Genomic DNA, 22,121 nt, shown 5'->3' with positions numbered 1-22,121 from the left:
TCAACATTACTGGCAAAAGTTATAGATTAGAACATAGACAATCATTATCTTAAATGTTAATTATTAACTGGGATTTATTCAGGGAAATTAATTTCCTAAATTTCACGGAAAGTACTTGCCATTTACAGCAAAGCTACAGATACAACTAAATCTCCATTTTCAGATAAACTTATGATGTATGTTATTAGTTTAATATCTAGCACAGCTTTAGGCTTCAATGCTTTGGGTACATCATTTAGCATGAGAGGTGATTTACATGTTAAACTTGCAATAATTGTAAAGAATACCTTTACTTATTCAAAAAGAGGTGGAAAAATAATGATTAAACATGGATGGATGGAAGAACCACCTCAAATGGAAGATAGAAATCAGCTTACAAAATTGAAATAATAAATATGCAGTTAAAAAAACAGTTACAAGTTTCCGTTTTTAAGGCGCAGTTTACATTAATTTAATAATGAAATATTTGAGTAATAATGTTAATAAAATAAGGCGAAATATATTGCATTTCAATAATATACATGCTAAAATAAATTTATATTAACTGTTTACTAGCAGTTAATGTTGGGATTAAACTAGATAACAACATATCCTCTTTTTAGAATATATTTGTTAATCGGTTCTACATCTTAATATTCGAAAAAAAGGAGGAATGTTTAAAATGGCAGATAAAACGATAGTTTGTAAAGACTGTTCTAAAGACTTCGTATTTACCGAAGGCGAGCAAGAATTCTACAAAGAAAAAGGATTTGAAAATGAACCTCAAAGATGTCCTGATTGCAGAAGAGCAAGAAAACAACAAAATGACAGAGGATTCAGAAGATAATAAAAGAATAGTAAAACCCTATAGGATTAATTCTATAGGGTTTGTTTTTTTAATAAATAAAAACTAAGGAGCATTTAATTTTAAAAATAATAACTATCAATTTGGAAACAATTATAGATATTAATGGTATTAATTGCAAATATAAACATAAGATTAATTTTTTTGGCATATATAAACTCCTGTAATTATTAGAAGGGCAGTAAAAAGCTTTATAGCTGATATACTTTCTTTTAATATAGTTACTGAAAGTGCGATAGAAAAAATAGGTACTAAATTAATAAAGATTGAAGTTTTACTTGGACCTATCTGTTTGATGGAGATTTGCTGAACTAAATATCCTATAACAGATGCAAATATACTCATATATACTACGGCTAAAAATGAGTAGTAGGGAACATTACTTATAAAGGTCCAAGGTCTTTCATATATAACAAAAGGAATTAAAAATACAGTGCAAAATAAGAAACTATAAAAGGTTAGTATTAAGGGCGAAAATTTATGTGAAACCACTTTACTAAAAACAGAATAGGTAGCCCATAAACAAACAGCTACCAGCATTAGTAAATCTCCTTTGTTTAAGGTAAGGTCGTGCATTGTGGATAGATTGGCATTTGTTATAGTTAAAAAAACACCTAAAAATGATAAAAGTATTCCAATAGCTCTTTTAAAGGTTATTTTATCCTTTAGAAATATAATACATAAAATTGTTGTTATTATGGGATTTGTGGCTCCTATTAGTGAAGAATTTATTGCAGTAGTGTACTTTAATGCGGTAAAAAAGAAAACATGATAGCCAAATATTCCAACAATCCCTGTAAATAGAAATATCGGCACATCTTTTCTAGTTAATTTATAATTGCTTTTGTCTTTATATTTTACTACAAAATAAAGGATGGTGGTAGCAATAAAGAATCTTAAAAAAGTTAGTGTAAAGGTTGGAATAAAAGGTACGGAAAGTTTACCTGCAATAAATGCCCCCGCCCAAAAAAAAGCAGATAAAATCATTAGTATGTATATCTTTCTGTTTGACAAAATACCAACTCCTTATTATCAGTGATTATTAATCTAATATTATAATGTTACTACACTCTAATCTATTTTGACAGAAAATTATAAAATAATGGATGTATATTTTGGAGAGACGTGGGTAAGTATTTGAATACTAGATTAAAACTCTGTATAATTGAAGAAAGACACAGTGGGGGTGTCAGGAGGTTATATTTTATAATGAGAGGAGGCCAAACATTGTTAAAAAAATATACGATAATTCTAACGTTGATATTGATTATACCAATATTGTCTGCTTGTAATATAATTAAGAAGATTAATAATAAAGATGTAAATAATAACACATCCCAGGATGTTACAACAAAAGGCAATGATTCACAAGATTTAGAAGTAGTAGATGAGCCTAAGGTAGATCCCATTATAGAGCAAATAAGCAAAATGACCATAGATGAGAAGATAGGACAAATGCTCCTAGTAGGAATTGAGGGGTATGATTTAAATGAGGACACTGAAAGTCTTCTACAAAAGTCTAAGGTAGGAGGAGTTATATTATTTACAAATAATATTCAAGAGACTAGTCAGTTACTTAAGCTACTAAATTCATTGAAGAGTGAAAATCTAAAAAATAAAATACCATTATTTTTATCTGTTGATGAAGAGGGTGGTAGAGTAACAAGAATGCCTGTGGAGTTTAAAAAATTTCCAACAAACAAAGCCATAGGAAAGATAAATGATGAGACACTATCCTATAATATAGGTGGGGCCATAGGCAATGAGATAGGTTCTCTTGGTTTTAATATGGATTTTGCACCGGTTCTTGATGTTAACAGTAATCCTAATAATCCAGTTATAGGTAATAGATCATTTGGAGCAAATGTAAGCACTGTAAGCACATTAGGGATTCAAACTATGAAGGGAATTCAATCACAAAATATTATACCTGTAGTGAAACACTTTCCGGGACATGGCGATACCTCTGTAGATTCTCATATGGGATTACCCTCTGTAAACAATGATTTAAAAAGGTTGAAGAGCTTTGAATTAAAACCTTTTGTAGAAGCAATAAAAAACAATGCAGATGCAGTAATGATTGCACATATACTTTTGCCAAACATTGATAAGGAAAATCCCTCATCAATGTCAAAAATAATTATTGCAGATATATTAAGAAAACAACTTAAATTTAAAGGTGTTATAATTACTGATGACATGACCATGGGGGCTATAACGAAAAACTATAATATTGGAGGAGCTACTGTTAAATCAGTAAAGGCAGGAGCTGATATAGTACTTGTGTGTCATGGTTATGATAATGAAATAGCAGTAATTAATGCATTGAAAGATTCAGTGTCAAAGGTAGAGATATCTGAGAAAAGCATAGATGAAAGTGTTTATAGAATACTAATGTTAAAACAAAAATATAAATTAAAAGATGAAATAATAAAGTCGGTAGATGTTGACGGTATAAATAATAAAATTAATGGAGTGCTAAAGGATAGATTTTAAAAAATAATAAGACAATTAAAATAAAAATACATGAGACCAAGGTTATAAAAAAGCATAAAAAACAAGCGTACTCAATCATGTACCCTTGTTTTTTTTATTATAATCTATTATTTAACATGTATTAAGTAGAAATTAATATTTTTATCACCCCAGCCTAAATCCCAAGGCACATGATATCTGTCAATGGTATGGGAGTTAACAAGAGGATAACCATGAGAATCAAAGCCTGTAACTAAAGCAAAATGATCTATATCACTGCCTTTGGCATAACAAATAACATCGCCAATATCTAATTTTTGCATTGCGCCACATGGATAGCCAGGAAGGGGAGAAATTAATTGAGCAAAAGTTCCTTTCCCTAGTAGTTTTCCGCGGCCACTATAAAGCAAATATTTTTTAAAGGCATCAGCATTAACCCAGGCAGAGGTTCCTTCAGCTCCACCATATTTTTGGTAAGTACAGTTCCAAATACTATCAAATTTTAGACCTCCACCTTCTACATCACCAATGGATTGAGACACATAATTAGTACAGTTTCCACCATTTCCAGTATAGTTTGTATACTTTTTATTATATTTTGTTGGGCTTTCACTTGCCCAAGGCACTCCACAGTATTTATCCGCATATTTTACGGCATTTATTTTATTATAATGACCTTTAGGAACAATACTTACTTCGCTTGGTGTTTTAGGACAAATACCTAGGTTATAAATAGGCTTTTTATCAGTAGGAAGTTTTAGGCTTTTTAACTCTCCCAAATATGATTTTAAAGCGTCTTCAAAACAATCCAAATACCAATCATAATATATTACCCAATTCTCTCCTTTTTTTATCAATTCAATAGTGTGTATTAGTCCTATTCCAAAGATATTTGAAGTAGGGGTTATATCATTTTTATAGGTATATTCAAATTTGCAATATTCATCCACCAATAAGCGAATACCTCTTTTGGTTGTAGTTATTTTTCTAACATTGGGGATAGATTCAACTTTTACTAAATTCATACCTCTTCCACTTGACCAATCATTAAAATAATTAAATCGTTTTACTTCATGCTCTAAACTCCATTTCCCAAGCTTTTGGGATGCATCATAATAACTAGGTAGATTAGTAAGATCTCTAGTAATAAACATGGAGCAGCGGTCCTTATAAATATTTTCAAGCACCTTTGTAATTTCACTTTTATCAGGAGTATTAAAATCTATTCTAGAACTGGCCATTGTAGAAATAGTATTATTACTATTGGCGTAAAAATTATTGGAATTATAGCTAACAAAGCAAAATATTAGAGTGAAAAATAAAGTAATAATTTTGTAAATATTTTTTTTAAGCATTTATACACCTCCAAATTATCCAAATAACTAAAAAATAAGCACTAGGTTAGTATTCCATATTAATAGGATTTCTTGCATAAATAGTAGGTGAATTAATTTGAAAGGTTGGAATATAATTCATGAAAAAACATTTTGATAATATACTTAATACTGACAATTAATTTTTGTGAGGTAATTTATGGATGGTGAATAGGTATACAACCAATGATGTGCTCAATACTTCACTTCCGGTGGTTGCAGAAATAACAATATATACCTTAATGTCTATTTTTGATTTAATGATGATTGGTAGATATGGTGGAAATATAGCTGTAAGTGCTGTGGGGATTAGTAATAGTTTAACAAATTCGTTTATAGGCATATTTATTTCAGGCGGGATTTGTATAAGTATTGTTTCACTAGTTTCTAGACTAGTGGGGGCAAAACAGTATAAAATTGCTGAGAAATTTGCGGCATTAGGATTTATTCTAGGTGCAAGTATTTGTTTTATTATAACATTTTTATTTTTTTGCTTTGGGAAACAGCTTCTTTATATGCTTGGAGCTAGGAATGAAATTTTAGAGATTGGATATTCATTTATAAGAATTAATTCTATAGCCTTATTTTTTGGCATGAATATGAGGCTTTTAAATTCTATTTTAATAGGATATGGAAATACTTTTATACCATTTATATGTTCAATAATTGTCTTTTCTTTTAAAATAATTTTTGATTGTTTATTGATTTTTGGTATCCTGCTTAAAGGAAGGGGGATAGAAGGGGCAGCTATAGCTTCTACAATTGCTTATTTATGTGGTTTTGTTTTTTCTTTTTACTTTACTGCTACTAAATCTAAAATTGGGTGCAAGCCATTTATTACCTTCAGCATCTCTCTTAAAGATATTAAAAAAATATTAAGATTAGCTATTCCTTGCTCGCTAGAAGAAGCTGCCTTCAATATTAGTAAATTATTATGTGTTGTTATTATAATTAAATCTGGCAGTGCCTCCTTTGCAGCTGATGAAATAGCTAATATGATAGAAGCAATTTCAGTTATGCCCGGCATCGGATTTGGTCTGGCAGTTATTACTTTAGTAGGAAATAATATAGGAAAAAGAGATTATAAAAAAGCAAGTACGGTTACTTATAATTGTGCTTTTTATGCACTACTAATGATGAGCATATTCGCAATAATATTTTTATTTATGCCAAATATTTTAGTTAGCTTTTTCGTAGGTGAAAATGAAAAAAAAGTTGCTTATTTAGCTGGAAGATGTCTTGCTATTGGAGCGGCTGAGCAACCGTTTATAGGAATATCCTTGATTTTCGCTGGTGCATTAAAGGGTTTAGGAGACGTTAAGAGTCCCTTTTTTATATCTTGCTTTACAAGTTGGGCTATAAGATTACCATTAACATACTATTTTATACATCGTTTAAATTACCCAGTTACAGCAGTGTGGTGGATTACTGCGTTTCAGTGGGGAATTGATGCATTACTTATGGTTATCCTTTTTAAATACAAATTTAGTAAATTGTCAAAATAATTAATAAAAATTTAGAGATAATAATAAAAGTTTTAAAATATAAGATTGCTTTAGCATGAGATGTTGATTAGTCAATGTTTTGCTAGGCTTTTTTATGCGCAATATTTACATATTGTATTAATTTCCACTTATTATATAGTCTACTTTGGATAATATAAATAGTAAGTTCATATATTAATAAAATAAGTAATATATGTTTTATTTAATTTAAAAGGAGAAAATATGAGAAAAAAATATTTGGGTGGGATCGAAGTTTTATTCCTTGTGGGATTTTGTTTATTTATTAATTGTTATTCCTTTAATAGTCCAGAGGCATTAGCATATTCTAAATTAATTAAAGAAAATGAAAAAGTAATATATTTGACCTTTGATGATGGACCTAGTGTTATGACTGATAAAGTTTTAGATATACTTAAAGAAAATCATGTAAAGGCAACTTTTTTTCTAATTGGAAACCAAATTAAAGGCCAAGAAGCTGTGGTAAAAAGAATGTATAATGAAGGGCATAGTATAGGACTACATACTTATACCCATACATATAAGAAAATTTACCCAAGTAGAAAAGGGTTTATAAATGAAATGTTAAAAACTCAGAGTGAAATTAATTCCCTTACAGGAATTAAACCAACAATAATAAGATTTCCTTTTGGCAGTAGAAATCATTTAACAAAGGCTTTTTTAGAAGAACTTCATAGTTATAATTTTAAAGTATATGATTGGAATGCTAATATGTCCGATGGCATTAAAGCTAGAACGCCTATAGAGCAGTTGTATAGAGAAGCTACAAAAACTACCGTTATAGAGCACCCTATAATTTTACTTATGCATTGCGACTATATGCATAAAAACACTTGTGTGGCACTTCCTAGAGTAATAAAATTTTACAAGGATAATGGATATGAATTTAAAATTATAAATGAGGTAACACCTGAGAATTACTATCCTATTAAAAAATAATTAATAGGCTCAAACATAAAAAACTAATTGCAAAATCGGCAATTAGTTTTTTATGTTTTGTTGAACATTTATCTGCAAAATTTATACCCATTGGCAATATTAATCAAATCTCTAAGAATAGATGCGGCTGCGGGGGTTACTCCTGAGGCACCTCCTAGAATGGTTAAATCACCAAGGGTATCAGAAGTAAAACTTACAGCTTTATTTTTGCCTTCTACCTTGTATAAAGCATGGTTAGGTTCAAGCTTTTCAAGCTTAACGGTCATTAATAGCTCGGTGTTGATTTTGCAAGTTCTACCAATAAGTTTATATTTTTTATTTTCTGCTTTGGCATTGATTATATCTTTAGGTGTAATATTAGTAATTCCATCTATAGTAATATCAGTTAATGTTTTATTGTTATGCATTAGTACATTGGTAAGAATAAGTAGTTTAGATGCTGTATCATAGCCTTCCACATCTAAGGTAGGATTAGTTTCTGCAATGCCTAATTTTTGTGCCTTTTTAAGAGCGACATTGTAGGTTACAGCATTATCTTCCATTTCTTTTAGAATGAAATTTGTTGTGCCGTTTAAGATACCTTCAATAGATAGAATTTCTGAACCAGCCAAATCAAATATACCAGCATTTATTGCAGGAAGAGCTCCACCCGTAGTGCATCCGATAGCTAATTGTACATTATTCTTAACAGCTAGTTCACGTAATTCATTATAGGCTAATAGAATAGGCCCTTTATTTGCGGTTATTACATGAATACCGCTTCCTAAGGCTTGTTTAATATGAATCATACCAGCTCCACCAGTTTCCTTATTAGTTGGAGTAAGTTCTATTAGAACATCAACGTCATTATTTTTAAGTAATGTAGTAAAATCAAGTTCGGAACTGCCCCCTTTAGGATAATTAATTATATTCTTCCCCTTTAGTGAAAAGATTGAGACAGCTTCACAATTTATTCCTTCTGGGTCATAAATTCCACCACTTGAATTTAAAATATAATTTATTTGAAAATTATATTCAGCTCTATGTAATTCAGCTTGTTTATTTTTGATTAAAGTTATAAATGCTTTTCCAAGGCCTCCATATCCAATTACTGCAATTCTCATAAAATTATCTCCCTTTATTTTGATAATCTAAGTTTCATAGTTATATTAAACCAAAAATGATGCCACCCAATTGGGTGACACCTATTTAGTGAATTCATCAATGCAAGTTACAAGTTTCCCAATTTCTGGTTTACTTAGCTGTGCATCTGCTCCAACGGCTTCTCCCTTATGTTTTAAATCGCCCGTAATTAATGATGAGAAAAGTATAACTGGCAATTTTTTTAGAATACCATGTTCTTTAATTTTTCTTGTTAGTGTATGACCATCCATCTGTGGCATTTCAATATCAGTTATTAGTACATTAACATCATCCATAAAGTTTTCTTTTTTATGCTCCACTAAATTAAGTAAATAGTCTAAAACTTGCTTTCCATCATCAAATATTAATAAGTTATTAAATCCAGCCTTAATAAGAGTATCCTTTAATAGTTTTCGAATTAGTGGAGAATCATCAGCGAGTACTAGTTTAACTGATGATCTGTCTTTATAAGCTATATCCACAATTTTATCCTCACTGATGCCTGTTGAGGGGCTGATATCTGTAACTATTTTTTCGAAGTCTAACAATAATATTATTTTATTATTTAAAACAATATTTCCTATAACTAGCGAATTAACAGAGATGTCATCAGGCTTAGTTATTTTTTCCCATTTAATACGATGAACACCTACAATGTTATCAATACTAAAGGCAACTTCAATTTTATTAAATTCACAAAGAATAATTTTTGATTCAACTTCACTTTTATGCTGCTTTTCTAACACATATTTTAAATCTATTAAGGTTATAATTTTATCTCTGTATAGTGTAAGTCCTGCTATAGCGGGATGTGAATCAGGAAGCTTTGTTAAATTAGTGGCATTTATCACCTCTTTAACTTTTATAATGTTAATTGCATAATGTTTGTTATTTATCACAAATTCTAATATTTCAAGCTCACCAGTTCCAGATTCTAGTAGTATATTATTATTCATACTTTTCCTCACTTTCAAATGTATATAAACATAGGATTTAGTAAAAAATTAATTGATAATTATTAAAACAAATCTATATAGTTATTATTTCGAACAAAATCTTTATAACTTTACTTAAACATTTGAGATTAATGAATTAATAACATTTTAGCAATATAGTCAATTGTTTAAGGGTGTAAAATGATTTAAAATTAATAAAACAACATATAAAATTGAAATTTTCAATGTAAATATGGTAAACTATATAGTATGCAATAAAATATTAATAGCATTATTAGAGGGTGAAGAAAATTGATATTAAATGGCGGATGGATAAAAACTACAGAAGGTAAGCACACATTTATATTGTGGGGTCAAAATGGAGAAACTAAGTGTACAAGAAGAGGTAGGTTACCTAAAAATGCACTTCCAATATATGAGAATATGGCCTCGATTGTTGAACTGCGTAACAAAACAAATAACGAATCATCAGAAATAAGATGTGGAAAATATAAATATGATGTGATAAAGAAGCAGCTTCTTAAAAAAGAAATTAGAGGTATTACTTTTAATAATTTAGATTCATTTCATATGATTTTAAATATAGATAGAAATCATTTAAATGGGATAGAGTTGTCTAGCGAATTAAAGTTTTGGATTACAGTGGCAAAATTTACAGCTGAGTTAATTATAAAACATAAGTATTTGCCTTCCTTAACCATAGATAGAGTAAATAAAAAGGTGAATTCTAGGTGGAGGTGGCATACAAGTGATTCTGAGTATGTTGTTAAAAAGAGGACATTATGCAGTAACATGCCCACAGAGTGTAAGGCTTATTTCCCTTTAGAAAATCAAGAATTTATATACACCAATGCTACTAAATTGGTGAGTAATTTTATGGATACTATGATTGATACTATGGTAAGAAATAGTTGTAGTGAAATAAACAAAGATAATGAAGAACTAGAGTCTGATTCTAGTAACTTAGGAAGTAACTGGATAAAATCTCTTTTTTCAGAACGTCCTGAGATTCTTATTGAGACAAGTAATCAAATTAGAATGTTAAATGAGTATAAGAAATGGATAGAACCTATAAAGGTAAAAAACACTAATTTTAAGTTTCGTACTTGTTTTAAGGTTGTTCCACCTAGTAGAGGTGATGAGTGGACAATTGAATATGTACTTCAAGCAAAGGATGACCTTAGTCTTATGCTTCCGGCAAAAATGATTTTTGAAGAATCATTGGATACTATAACCTATTTAAATAAAAAATTTAATAATCCACAAGAAAGACTTCTAGAGGATTTAGCAGTTGCATCAAAAGTATTTATTCCTATTGAAAGGAGTCTTTATGATGCAGTACCAGTAGAGTGTAAATTATCTATGGAGGAGGCCTATTCATTTTTAAGAGAATCTGCTTATTTTTTAAGAGAAAAGGGTTTTGGAATAATTGCACCAGCTTGGTGGAAAAAACCTTCAAAGATTTCAGTTAAATTGAAGGATAGAAATCATACTACAAATAGTAATTTAGCAACGAAGAGTACATTTAATATGGATACTATTCTTGAATATGATTGGAAGTTAGCCTTAGATGGAGGTGAGATAAGTGAGAAAGAATTTGAAAGGATTTCAAATTTGAAAGTACCATTTATCCAGTTAAGGGGTCAATGGGTACAGGTTGATATACATCAAATTAAGACACTTTCCAAGATGAAAATGAATAAAGGTTTAAATGGTAAGATTCCTGTTGGAGAATTATTAAGACTGAACTTAAGCGAAGAGGAAATAATTCCAGGAGTTAGTGTTGATAATATTGATAATCAAGAAGCCGTGGGAAATTTTTTTGAAAAATTATTTGATCACAATAGTATAGATGAAGTTGATATTCCGAAAGGATTTAGGGGTACTTTAAGGGAATATCAAAAGAGAGGTTTTTACTGGCTAACATTTTTGCGAGATCATGGTATAGGTGCTTGCCTTGCTGATGATATGGGTTTAGGGAAAACAATACAAAGTATATGTCTCTTGCTTTACGAGAGAGAAAATAAGTTGACAGATAAACCAACACTTATAATATGTCCGACTTCAGTTGTGGGAAATTGGAAAAAAGAAATTGAAAAGTTTGCGCCAGGTCTTAAATCCACAATTCATCACGGAGATAATAGGTGGGGGTATGAAGCTTTTAGTGAGGGAATACATAAAAATGAAGTTGTTATCACAACTTATGCCCTAATAGTTAGGGATAAGGCACTATTTCAAAAGCAAGAATGGGCAGGGATTATATTAGATGAAGCTCAAAACATTAAGAATAGTGCGTCCAAACAAACGCAACACATAAAGTCCCTTAAAGCAGAGTATAAGGTTGCGTTAACAGGGACACCAGTTGAAAACAGACTCTCTGATTTATGGTCAATTATGGACTTTTTGAACAAAGGGTATCTATACAATTGGTCAACCTTTAGACGTGAATTTGCAGTGCCTATAGAGAGGGATGGAGATCCTAAAAAAAGTACTAAGCTAAGGAAAATAATTTCTCCTTTTGTACTAAGAAGACTTAAAACTGATGCAAATATTATTAAAGATTTACCGGAGAAAATTGAGACTAAGGAATACGCCCCTTTAACAAAGGAACAGGCTACATTATATCAGGCTGTAGTAGTGGATTGCTTAAATAAAATTGATAGCTCTGAAGGCATTCAGCGTAGGGGTCTTATTATTTCTTCACTAACAAAGTTCAAGCAGATTTGTAATCATCCTGTTCAGTTTTTGAAGGACAACGGTGAAATTGAAGGCCGTTCTGGAAAACTTGAGAGACTTCTGGAAATGCTAGAAGTTGTTATAGAAGAAGGTGATAGGTCATTAGTATTTACCCAGTTTGCAGAAATGGGTCATATACTGCAGACAGAACTAGAGAAAAAACTAGGGGTAAGAACACTATTTTTACATGGAGGCACTAGTAGAAAGAAAAGAGAAGAACTCATTAATATTTTTCAAAACGACACAGAGGAGCCTATGATATTTGTATTATCACTAAAGGCTGGTGGACTTGGGCTAAACCTTACAAAAGCTAATCATGTATTTCATTTTGATAGATGGTGGAATCCTGCGGTAGAAAATCAAGCAACGGATAGAGCTTTTAGAATAGGCCAAATTAAGAATGTTCATGTGCATAAGTTCATATGTATGGGAACTTTAGAAGAAAAAATTGATGAAATGCTAGAACGAAAACAAGCACTTGCTGAAAGTATAGTTTCTACAAATGAGAACTGGATTTCAGAGATGAGCAATGAAGAACTTAAAGAACTATTTATATTAGAGCATGACAATATAGTAAATAAATGATAGCGGTAAGGAGATGTTGCCTTTTGCCTGGAAGAATAAGAAATGAATTTGGCATAAATTGGTGGTCTAAGAAATGGAATAATGCAATTTCAAGTTTTACTATAAGTTCTAGAATTGACAAAGGACGGGAATACGCAAGAGCTGGTAATGTTTTAAGTATGCGTGTATCTAAGGGAGAAATTGAAGCAGAAGTTCAGGGTGGTAGATCAACACCTTATAAGGTAAATATGGAAATTGATGTCTTCTCAAAAGACCAATGGGAAAATATCATGAATGTAATGTCACAAAAGGCTATATTTTGCGCCATGATATTAAATGGAGAAATGCCTGAAAATATAGAAGAAGCTTTTAAAGAAGCTGGGGTTTCTCTATTTCCTAAAAAACAAATACATTTAATTACGGAGTGTTCATGCCCAGATTCTGCAAATCCTTGTAAACATATAGCTGCAGTTCATTATATGCTTGGGCTTGAATTTGATAAAGACCCTTTTGTAATTTTAAAATTAAGAGGCATGGAAAAAAATGAATTTTTAAAAGGTTTGAGAATTTTGAGAAGTGGGAGTGAAAGCGAAAAGGTTAAGAGAAAAGTAAGAAAACAACTAAAATCAAAAAAAACTATTTATGATTTGAAAAGAGAATTTGCCAGTTATAAAGAGCTGGATGAAGATATATTTAACATGTCCTTTTCCTATGTAACTCCTGAAGTTAAGCATGGGGTTATAAAAACATTGGGGATTCCAGATTTTTGTACTAGTGAAGATGAGTTTGGACTCAAAATGAGGACAGCATATACAAATGCGGAAGAGGAGACTAGAAAGTATTTAGGTGGAAAGTAAAAAAAATGTAGATTCATAGAGTTTATAAAATTTTCAGATATATCTGAATTTTTTTACTTTCACATTGTAATATATATAATTAGGGTATATAATTATTTTGTTGGCAACAACTAATATTAAAAAGGGGGTCGTGACCATGTTGAGGGATAAAAGATTTACATTTGAAAGTGTGAACTTTGTAGTAAGATTCAATAAAGTATATAATCACGATCTTGGTATGAATCTTTAATATTAAATAATTTTGTTATTTATATTAATTATATAAGCCGTGGGTTGTGTGCCTATGGCTTTTTCTATTAGTGGTAAAGGATACTGCTTTGTAATAATATTAAGCATATCTTTTCTAGCTAATTAATAGGTAAAGCCGTAGAACATATATTCTTCGGCTTTTTAATTTGCATAAAAAACAAAGCTTCTATTCTATTAAATACGAGGAGTGATTTGAAAATGATTAAAAAACATGACTACAGAAAATTCAGTGGATGGAATTATAATTTTCACACTTGAGATTTTCAAAATATTACTTGGTGGTGGGCCATAAGGGGGGAGTTTATATGAAGAAGCTTTTAAAGCTAACGGTGGGTAATAGACTACTATATTTTACTGCAATACTTTCTATAGCAGCAGCTACATTTATAGCAATGCTTGAACCTATGATTATAAAAATAACAATAGATTCTGTAATAGGAAATAAACCATTAGATGTTCCGGTGCCTATAGAAAGGCTAGTAACATTGGTTGGCGGTACAGGAGTGCTTCTTAGAAATTTATGGATATGTTCTTTAAGTCTTGTAATATTAACCTGTGTAAGAGGAATTTTCTTATTTCTTAGAGGAAAGCTTTCCGCCCAGGCAGCTGAAAACATAGCAAGAAATATGAGAGTGAAGCTTTATGATCATATTCAGAATTTGCCTTATGCATATCACATAAAAGCAGAATCTGGAGACTTAATCCAAAGATGCACTTCAGATGTTGAAACCGTTAGAAAATTTTTTGCAACGCAGATGGTGGAAATCGGAAGAGCATTTTTTATAGTATCTTTTGCAATTATCATGATGTTGTCACTGAATAAAAAGATGACGGTTATTGCAATGGTTATAGTACCTATTATTTTTATATTTTCATATGTGTTTTTTTATAAAATAAAAAATACATTTGAAAAAGCAGATGCTCAAGAGGGAGTTTTAACATCAGTGCTTCAAGAAAATCTAAATGGAGTTAGAGTTGTAAAAGCTTTTGGAAGACAGAACTTTGAAATTGAAAAATATGAAAGTGAAAACATGAAATATAGGGATTTGAATTTTAATTTAGTAAAGCTACTTTCAACTTATTGGTCTACATCAGATGTTCTGTGCATGACTCAAATTGGTCTGGTTTTAGTATCAGGTATATACTTTGCAGTTAATGGAGAAATAAGTTTGGGGACACTTGTGGTATTTAATACTTATGAAGGAATGTTATTATGGCCAGTAAGGCAACTAGGCAGAATTCTTTCTGATATGGGGAAAATGTCAGTTTCTCTTCAGAGAATAACAAATATTATGGATGTGCCAGTGGAACAGGAACAGGGTAAAGCACTAAAACCAGAGATTAGTGGAGAAATAAGTTTTGAAAATGTAGACTTTGAATATGAGAGTGATAATGAAATTCTGAGCGGTATAAGTTTTAAAGTAAAGAAAGGTGAAACAGTGGCTATTGTTGGGCCAACAGGTTCAGGAAAATCCTCACTAGTACATCTTTTATTAAGACTTTATGACTATGATAGTGGCTCTATAAAAATTGATGGAGTAGAGCTTAAAGATATTGAAAGAAAGCATATGAGAAGCAATATAGGAATAGTGCTTCAAGAGCCCTTTCTCTATTCAAGAACCATAAAGGAAAATATTAAAATGGCAAAGATAGACTCAAAGGATATAGAAATTCAAAATGCAGCCACAGTAGCTGCTGTGCATAATGTTATAAATTCTTTTGAAAAGGGGTATGACACAATAGTGGGAGAAAAGGGTGTCACCTTGTCAGGAGGACAAAGACAAAGAGTTGCCATTGCAAGAACACTTATAAAAGATATGCCTATATTAATATTTGATGATTCATTAAGTGCAGTGGATACTGAAACGGATAGGGTTATAAGGGAAGAACTTAAAAAGAAAAATAAAGGTAGCACTACTTTCATAATCTCACATAGAATTTCCACAGTTATGGCTGCAGATAAAATTATAGTATTAAATCATGGAAAAATTGAAGACATTGGTACCCATAAAACCCTTATTAAAAAAGATGGTATCTACAAAAGAATATGGGAAATACAGACATCATTAGACCAACTAGATGATGAAAAGCAGGTATGCAATGAGTAAATCAGTGTACAACAGGTACACTAACTATTCAAGGGCGGTGATATTATGGCTAGTAATGACGAAAAAAAATTAGTGGGAAATAAATCTACAGAAAAAATAGATATAGGAATATGGAGAAAGCTATTTAAATACCTTACGGAATTTAAAAAGGGACTTGCATTTTTGGCTTTCTTAATGGTAGGTGTGGCAGGAATAGATGTTGTAATGCCATTACTTACAAGGTATGCCATCGATAATTTTATAATGAAGAAAACAACACAGGGGCTTACCATCTTTGCAATAGTTTACTTTTGCATAATTGTTTTTCAAGCATTAAATGTAAGATTATTTATAATAAATGCAGGTAAGATTGAAACACATCTGGCTTATCATATAAGAAAGCTTGGGTTTAAAAGGCTTCAACAATTATCCTTTTCATATTATGATAACTCATCAGTGGGATGGCTTATGGCAAGAATGACCTCAGATGTAGCAAGACTTAGTGAAATAATATCCTGGGGACTTATAGACATGGTTTGGGCGCTAGTTATGATGATTGGGTTTATAGGAGTAATGCTTTATAATAATGTAGGATTAACACTAATATGCATGAGTGTAGTACCACCCTTATTTTTAATAGGAATGTTTTTTCAAAAGAAAATTTTGAAATCTTATAGAAAAGTAAGAAAATTAAATTCAAAATTAACTGCAGATTTTAGTGAAGAGGTATCTGGGGCTAAGACTACCAAAACTCTTGTTCGAGAAGAAGAAAATTTGAAAGAATTTAATGTTGATGCAGGGCATATGAGAGATTCTTCTGTAAGAGCAGCTATGTTTTCTGCTCTCTTTCTTCCAATTGTTATATCTATGGGAAGTTTAGGAGCAGGCTTTGTTCTTTGGATAGGAGGGAAAAGTGTTATATCAGGAGCACTAACCTATGGTACTTTTGTAATGTTTATTGCTTATACAGTACAGTTTTTTGACCCTGTAAGTCAGCTGGCTGGAACCATTGCAGAACTTCAGAATGCACAGGCATCTGCAGAAAGAATAATAACATTAATAGAAACAGAGCCAGAAATATGGGATAGGGAGGATGTAATTGAAAAGTACGGGGATTTGTTTGATCCAAAAGTAGAGAACTTTGAAGAAATACAAGGTGATATTGAGTTTAAAGATGTGTGCTTTTCCTATAAAAACGGTGAAAAAGTGTTTGAAAACTTTAACCTAAAGGTTAAAAAAGGTGATACCATAGCACTAGTTGGAGAAACCGGTTCTGGTAAAAGTACCTTAGTAAACTTGCTTTGTAGATTTTATGAGCCAAGTAGTGGAAAAATATTAATTGACGGAATAGATTACAGAGAAAGATCACTATTGTGGCTTCAATCGAATATAGGATATGTACTTCAAAGTCCACATTTATTTAGTGGAAATATTAGAGATAATATCAAATATGGAAAGCTAGATGCAACGGAGGATGAAATTGAAAATGCAGCAAGACTTGTAAATGCTCATAGTTTTATAAGTAAACTAGAAAAAGGCTATGATTCTGAAGTTGGTGAGGGTGGAGGAAATCTATCCACCGGAGAGAAGCAACTTATTTCCTTTGCTAGAGCTATAGTAGCGGATCCAGCACTATTTGTTCTTGATGAAGCTACCTCTTCTATAGATACTGAAACAGAAAGAATGATACAAAATGCCATAGAAAAAGTTCTCTCAGATAGAACTAGTTTTGTGGTGGCCCATAGACTTTCTACAATAGTGTCTGCAGATAAAATTCTTGTCATAAGGCATGGGAAGATTACAGAATCAGGGACTCACAGGCAGCTACTAAGAAAAAAAGGTTACTACTATACCCTATATACCAATCAGTTGCTTGAAGAAAAAGAGCTAGCAAGCAAATCTGTGGTTTCCTAGGAAAATAATAGTGCCACCCACGTGGCAAGTGGCAAGTTGTACATGCTAGTGGTTAAAATTTAGAACTAAAGCTTACTTTAAAACAATAAAATAAGCTTTAGTTTTTTATGAAAATAAGGTTTTATTTAAATCATCAGTAGGCATTTGTAATACAAGCTTTTTATTATTCAATTTAACCTCTAAGCAATAAAGATTTCCTTTGAAAAATGCTTTGTTAATCCATGAATCTTTTGTATTCATAATAGATATATGGACATTAGGCATTTTAATATTATTAATTATAAACTTATCGTTATTAAGGCTCTCTTTAAAGGGTGTAAACATTAATGAGTTCCTACTCAAAGTAAGAGCACCAAAGGTTGGACCATTAAACTTTTTAAGGTTACATATTATAGTGAGTTTATCATTGGTTTTTATATTAGATTTGAATTTACTGCCATTTTTGTAATAGAATTCCACAACGCATTTTTGGTTTTCTTTGTGAAGTAACTTAGAAATGCCAAAGGAAACAGGGATAAGTATAAGAGAACTTAGTATAGAACTTAATATGTTGTAGTGTTGAAAGTAACAAGCTAGAATAAAAAGTATTTCCTGGATAATAAAAAATTTAAACCATAAATACTTGAAATAGCTATTAAGAAAATATTTGGTTTTATCTTGTGAGATTATAACATTCATGCTAAATCATCCTTTCGCAAAGTTATTAACGGTCTTTATTAGGCTTAAGTTACACTTCCTCCATTTTAATAAAAATTTACTATTAATTAATTGTTTTACTAAAATAAATATAACTTATTATAACATAATTAATTTGATAAATAACTATGTAAAAATATGTTTACCAGCTTAACAGAACTCTGGAAGATTATTTGAATTATAAAATATGAATTAAATTTGTTTGTAAAAGTAAATCTTTAGGATATAATTAAAGCAAATTAAAATTCAAAATTTCTTAGTTTAATATATTAAAAATCATGATATTTTCACATATTGTTGATATTTCACAAAATTGAGAGGGCAAGGTAATCTTTATGTTTAAAAAATTTATTTCAAAAAAATTTATAATAATCATTGTTATTATTCTCTTTTTAGGTTGCTTTTCTTATTTCGAAAACAATAATATAGTAATTTCTAAGCACAATATAAATAGCAATACACTGCCTATAGCTTTTAACAATTTTAAGATTGTTCAAATTTCAGATTTACATAACAAAGTTTTTTACAAAGATGACAATACTCTTGTAGCAAAAATAAAATCACAAAAGCCCAATATTATAGTTATTACAGGAGACTTAGTGGATAGACGAAAATATAATGAAGAAAATGCGCTATTACTTATAGATAAAATAAAATCCATAGCACCAATATATTATGTCAATGGAAACCACGAGGGATTGTCTAGTAATTTTGCATCTTTAGAAAAAAAGCTTAAAGAAAGGGGAGTATTTGTTTTAAGAAATGAATCTATTTTTTATGAAAAGGATAATGAAAAGATTCTGATTTCGGGAATAGATGACCCTATATTCAGTACCATTGGTCAATATAAAGTTCTTTTCAATGAAGATATAATAAAAAGAGAATTGCTCCTTGTCAATAATAAAAAGTATTATAATATACTACTTTCTCACAGAACTGAGTTTTTTGACCTTTATGTTAATAATAATATTGATCTTGCTTTTACTGGCCATTCTCACGGTGGTCAATTTATTATTCCCTTTATAGGAGGAGTTTTTTCGCCTGGACAAGGATTTTGGCCAAAGTATTACAAAGGAATGTATACAAAAGATAATATAACTATGGTAGTAAGTAGAGGACTCGGTAATAGTGTCTTTCCCCAAAGAGTATTTAATAGACCAGAAATAGTATGTGTGACATTAAAGGCAGTGGAAAAATAGAGCATCACCCGAGTGAGAACTTGCTACTTTCCACTTGGGTGACATCTAAATTTCTAAGGTGCATCCTGTGTTATATTCAAAAGTCTCTTTGATTTTGAGGAATACATTCTCATCTATACTCTCACACTTCAAAATCACTTTTAAAGCAGCCTCATTAAAGGCGGGATTCTTTTTTAAATTCACCTGATTATCATCACATAGCTGCACTACTAAATTTATAATGGCATTTTGATTAACAGAAGTTGCTATGTTTATATTCCAAGCTATTTCTTTTGATAGAGCTTCAAGTTTACTAAGATATTTTCTACCAATGATTGGGGAAATAAAAGTAAGTTCTATAAATTTACCCATATGATTATGCTTTATACTTTTTTTATAAGGCTTAAATTCTTCATACATAAAAGCTTCATCAATAAGCTGAAAACTTATATTTTGCTCTAAAGGAGCTTTGCTGTGTTCACTGAATATAGCATAATTATCAGTTGACATAGAATTTGATAAGACGTTACTTTCACTTTGAATTACTAAATTTACACCAGTGAGGTTGTTGAATTCTTTTAACTGAGTAGTGACTTCAAAAGATGACTTTAGTGTTACTATTATCTTATTTTCATTAAGGTGACATGAAATTTTTTTTATATCAGCATTTTTAAATAAGCTTTTTATAAGATTATCAGAAGACTGCAAATTCATTTGCTCGTTTATTTCAAATTTCCATCCTGTTTTTTCTTCAATATTTTTAATAGCTTCATGAATAGAATTATCTACTCTTCTTGGAAAATCAAAATATAGGATTGCGACTCTTTCTTCTTGATTTAAACCTAGTTTTTTATATTGAAAGGCGCTTAAATACTTGGAAGTAATGGAAGTTATTTCGTTGGCTTTTAATGTTTTAGGCACTAAATCTAACCTTACGTCTTCAGGAGTTCTAGCTTTAAATAAGAAAAGCCGCCTTAAATCACTTTCAAAATAAAGTGAATCTAAAATTTCAAGTTTAAACTTGTCTATCTCTAAGACTTTAAGAATTTTTGTACCACTCCATATAAAAGTTAATTCTTCTATGGTGAAAAATTTATCCATATATTTTTCACGAACAAAACTCCATAGTATTTTAAGATTTTCTTTATTTAGTGGTTCTTTTGATTTCATTACCACAGGAATTTGTTTGCTTAATTGTGGCCGTGGAGCTTTAACTTCCATATCAAAAGACTCACCAGATTTAGGCACAAAAAGTTTTCCACGTATACCCTTTGTAGCATCCTTTGCAAAGCTATTAATAACTTCACTATCACCATGTACTAAAAACACATTATCAGGGGTTAGTTTTGCTATTAGAGCTTGAATTTCACTTTTATCTCCATGAGCAGATAGGCCTACTCTTTCTACCCGACATTTTACGGGAATGATTCTGCCGTTTATTTCGAGAGTTCTATCATCCTTGTTAGTTTCTAGCAAATTCAAAAGTTTCCTTCCCGGAGATTCTTCATCTTGATATCCTGTTATAACTATATAACCATTGTCCATAGTAGCGATTTTTTCAGCGTAGAATTGGCTAGGACCTCCTGTAAGCATGCCAGAACTGGATATTATAATGAGGCTTTCCTTAGAATCAAGCAAGGTCTCTCTTTGCTCTTTATTTTTTACTGGTATAATATTATCATCATAAAAGGGTTCCACACCTCTTAAAACTTTTTTTCCTAAAGTGTTTTTGAGGTAAAGGGGATTAAATGTGTAAACTCTATTAATGTCTTTTACCATGCCATCTATGTAGATATTAACTTTTTTTAATTTCTTAGAGTTCATAGCTTTTTTAAGTATAAGTATAACTTCCTGCGCACGACCTAAGGCAAAAGCAGGGATTATCATTTTCCCGTTGTTGCAAGCACAATCATTAACAATATCTATAAGGCGATCCTCTTCAATTTCCCTATTTGAATGCAGTTTATCTGCATAAGTAGATTCGAAAATACCAATATCTGGTCTTAGTTTAGGGATTTTTGCACCTTCTACAGACTTTTGAGAAAATAATGAAAAATCACCACTATAAAATAATGAGCCTTCACTACCTTGTAAATATACACAGCTTGCGCCTGCTATGTGACCGGCATTGTAGAAGGTGAGTTTTAAATTGTAAAAAATTTCAAAGGGAACTTCATAATTTATAGTAAAGATTCTATTTAACATATCCTCTACATCTACTTGAGCATACAGTGGAATTTCAGCATCTCTGTTATTCATTATTTTAATACTATCATATAGTAGTACTCTTACTAAATCTTTAGTCATGTTATTCATGTATACTCTAGCATTCGGATATTCTTTACTTATTATAGGCAAACTGCCAATATGGTCTAAATGAGCATGACTAATTATAATAGCATCTACTCCACCCATTTCTTGTATTGTCCTGAAATCAGGTAAGGGATCTTTAGAGGTACTTTGACGTATGCCAGAATCCATTAATATATTTTTATTGTCAATTTTAAATAAAATGCAACTAGCACCAATTTCATAGGCCCCACCTAAAAATGATAGTTTCATGTTAAGTCACTTCCTCTTGTATAAGTTAAAATTAAATAAAAAAGTA

The 22,121-nt window shown here is 30.7% G+C and carries 16 protein-coding genes; 10 read left to right on the top strand and 6 right to left on the bottom strand.

Going from position 1 to position 22,121, the window contains the following annotated elements:
* Window positions 1-99: 99 nt before the first annotated feature.
* Both ACREVU_RS19305 and ACREVU_RS19300 read left to right on the top strand, forming a co-directional pair.
* On the top strand, window positions 100-390 hold the full coding sequence (locus ACREVU_RS19305; protein ID WP_431553228.1) for a DUF3231 family protein: 291 nt from the start codon (window positions 100-102) through the stop codon (window positions 388-390).
* A gap of 271 nt (window positions 391-661) precedes the next feature.
* A complete protein-coding gene (locus ACREVU_RS19300; protein WP_431553227.1) occupies window positions 662-826 on the top strand; it encodes a zinc-ribbon domain-containing protein in 165 nt (54 codons plus the stop codon).
* A 153-nt stretch (window positions 827-979) separates the two neighbouring features.
* Here the strand turns inward: ACREVU_RS19300 and ACREVU_RS19295 are convergent, their stop codons facing one another.
* On the bottom strand, window positions 980-1,858 hold the full coding sequence (locus tag ACREVU_RS19295) for a DMT family transporter (protein WP_431553226.1): 879 nt from the start codon (window positions 1,856-1,858) through the stop codon (window positions 980-982).
* A gap of 213 nt (window positions 1,859-2,071) precedes the next feature.
* Between ACREVU_RS19295 and nagZ the strand changes: the two genes are divergently transcribed.
* A complete protein-coding gene (nagZ, locus tag ACREVU_RS19290) occupies window positions 2,072-3,340 on the top strand; it encodes a beta-N-acetylhexosaminidase (RefSeq protein WP_431553225.1) in 1,269 nt (422 codons plus the stop codon).
* Between the two features lie 107 nt (window positions 3,341-3,447).
* Here the strand turns inward: nagZ and ACREVU_RS19285 are convergent, their stop codons facing one another.
* Window positions 3,448-4,674 (bottom strand): amidase domain-containing protein, encoded by a 1,227-nt coding sequence (locus ACREVU_RS19285; RefSeq protein ID WP_431553224.1) that lies wholly within the window; start codon window positions 4,672-4,674, stop codon window positions 3,448-3,450.
* 182 nt (window positions 4,675-4,856) lie between these two features.
* Here ACREVU_RS19285 and ACREVU_RS19280 point away from each other — a divergent pair, with 182 nt between their 5' ends.
* Complete coding sequence (locus tag ACREVU_RS19280; protein ID WP_431553223.1) at window positions 4,857-6,197, top strand: MATE family efflux transporter; 1,341 nt, start codon at window positions 4,857-4,859, stop codon at window positions 6,195-6,197.
* 222 nt (window positions 6,198-6,419) lie between these two features.
* Window positions 6,420-7,154 (top strand): polysaccharide deacetylase family protein, encoded by a 735-nt coding sequence (locus ACREVU_RS19275; protein WP_431553222.1) that lies wholly within the window; start codon window positions 6,420-6,422, stop codon window positions 7,152-7,154.
* Window positions 7,155-7,222: 68 nt separating this feature from the next.
* Here the strand turns inward: ACREVU_RS19275 and ACREVU_RS19270 are convergent, their stop codons facing one another.
* A complete protein-coding gene (locus ACREVU_RS19270; RefSeq protein ID WP_431553221.1) occupies window positions 7,223-8,257 on the bottom strand; it encodes a homoserine dehydrogenase in 1,035 nt (344 codons plus the stop codon).
* 81 nt (window positions 8,258-8,338) lie between these two features.
* Window positions 8,339-9,232: a chemotaxis protein gene (locus ACREVU_RS19265; protein ID WP_431553220.1), complete on the bottom strand. Its 894-nt coding sequence runs from the start codon at window positions 9,230-9,232 to the stop codon at window positions 8,339-8,341.
* Window positions 9,233-9,523: 291 nt separating this feature from the next.
* Between ACREVU_RS19265 and ACREVU_RS19260 the strand changes: the two genes are divergently transcribed.
* The 4 genes from ACREVU_RS19260 to ACREVU_RS19245 all read left to right on the top strand — a co-directional run bounded on the left by ACREVU_RS19260 (window position 9,524) and on the right by ACREVU_RS19245 (window position 17,639).
* A complete protein-coding gene (locus tag ACREVU_RS19260) occupies window positions 9,524-12,553 on the top strand; it encodes a DEAD/DEAH box helicase (RefSeq protein ID WP_431553219.1) in 3,030 nt (1,009 codons plus the stop codon).
* Between the two features lie 23 nt (window positions 12,554-12,576).
* Entirely contained in the window at window positions 12,577-13,389 is an 813-nt protein-coding gene (locus ACREVU_RS19255; RefSeq protein ID WP_431553218.1) for an SWIM zinc finger family protein, read from the top strand.
* Between the two features lie 554 nt (window positions 13,390-13,943).
* Window positions 13,944-15,746 (top strand): ABC transporter ATP-binding protein, encoded by a 1,803-nt coding sequence (locus tag ACREVU_RS19250; RefSeq protein ID WP_431553217.1) that lies wholly within the window; start codon window positions 13,944-13,946, stop codon window positions 15,744-15,746.
* A gap of 45 nt (window positions 15,747-15,791) precedes the next feature.
* Window positions 15,792-17,639, top strand: coding sequence for an ABC transporter ATP-binding protein (locus tag ACREVU_RS19245; protein WP_431553216.1), 1,848 nt, complete (start codon window positions 15,792-15,794; stop codon window positions 17,637-17,639).
* Between the two features lie 105 nt (window positions 17,640-17,744).
* Here ACREVU_RS19245 and ACREVU_RS19240 read toward each other — a convergent pair whose 3' ends face one another.
* On the bottom strand, window positions 17,745-18,317 hold the full coding sequence (locus tag ACREVU_RS19240) for a hypothetical protein (RefSeq protein WP_431553215.1): 573 nt from the start codon (window positions 18,315-18,317) through the stop codon (window positions 17,745-17,747).
* A 353-nt stretch (window positions 18,318-18,670) separates the two neighbouring features.
* Here ACREVU_RS19240 and ACREVU_RS19235 point away from each other — a divergent pair, with 353 nt between their 5' ends.
* Complete coding sequence (locus ACREVU_RS19235) at window positions 18,671-19,534, top strand: metallophosphoesterase (protein WP_431553214.1); 864 nt, start codon at window positions 18,671-18,673, stop codon at window positions 19,532-19,534.
* 45 nt (window positions 19,535-19,579) lie between these two features.
* Here the strand turns inward: ACREVU_RS19235 and ACREVU_RS19230 are convergent, their stop codons facing one another.
* Window positions 19,580-22,075, bottom strand: coding sequence for an MBL fold metallo-hydrolase (locus tag ACREVU_RS19230; RefSeq protein ID WP_431553213.1), 2,496 nt, complete (start codon window positions 22,073-22,075; stop codon window positions 19,580-19,582).
* Between the last annotated feature and the right edge of the window lie 46 nt (window positions 22,076-22,121).

This window comes from Clostridium sp. (genome assembly GCF_050717535.1).
Taxonomy (GTDB): domain Bacteria; phylum Bacillota; class Clostridia; order Clostridiales; family Clostridiaceae; genus Clostridium_AD.
The sequence above is the reverse complement of the archived record's forward strand: the minus strand, read 5'-3'. Positions and strand labels throughout refer to the sequence as shown.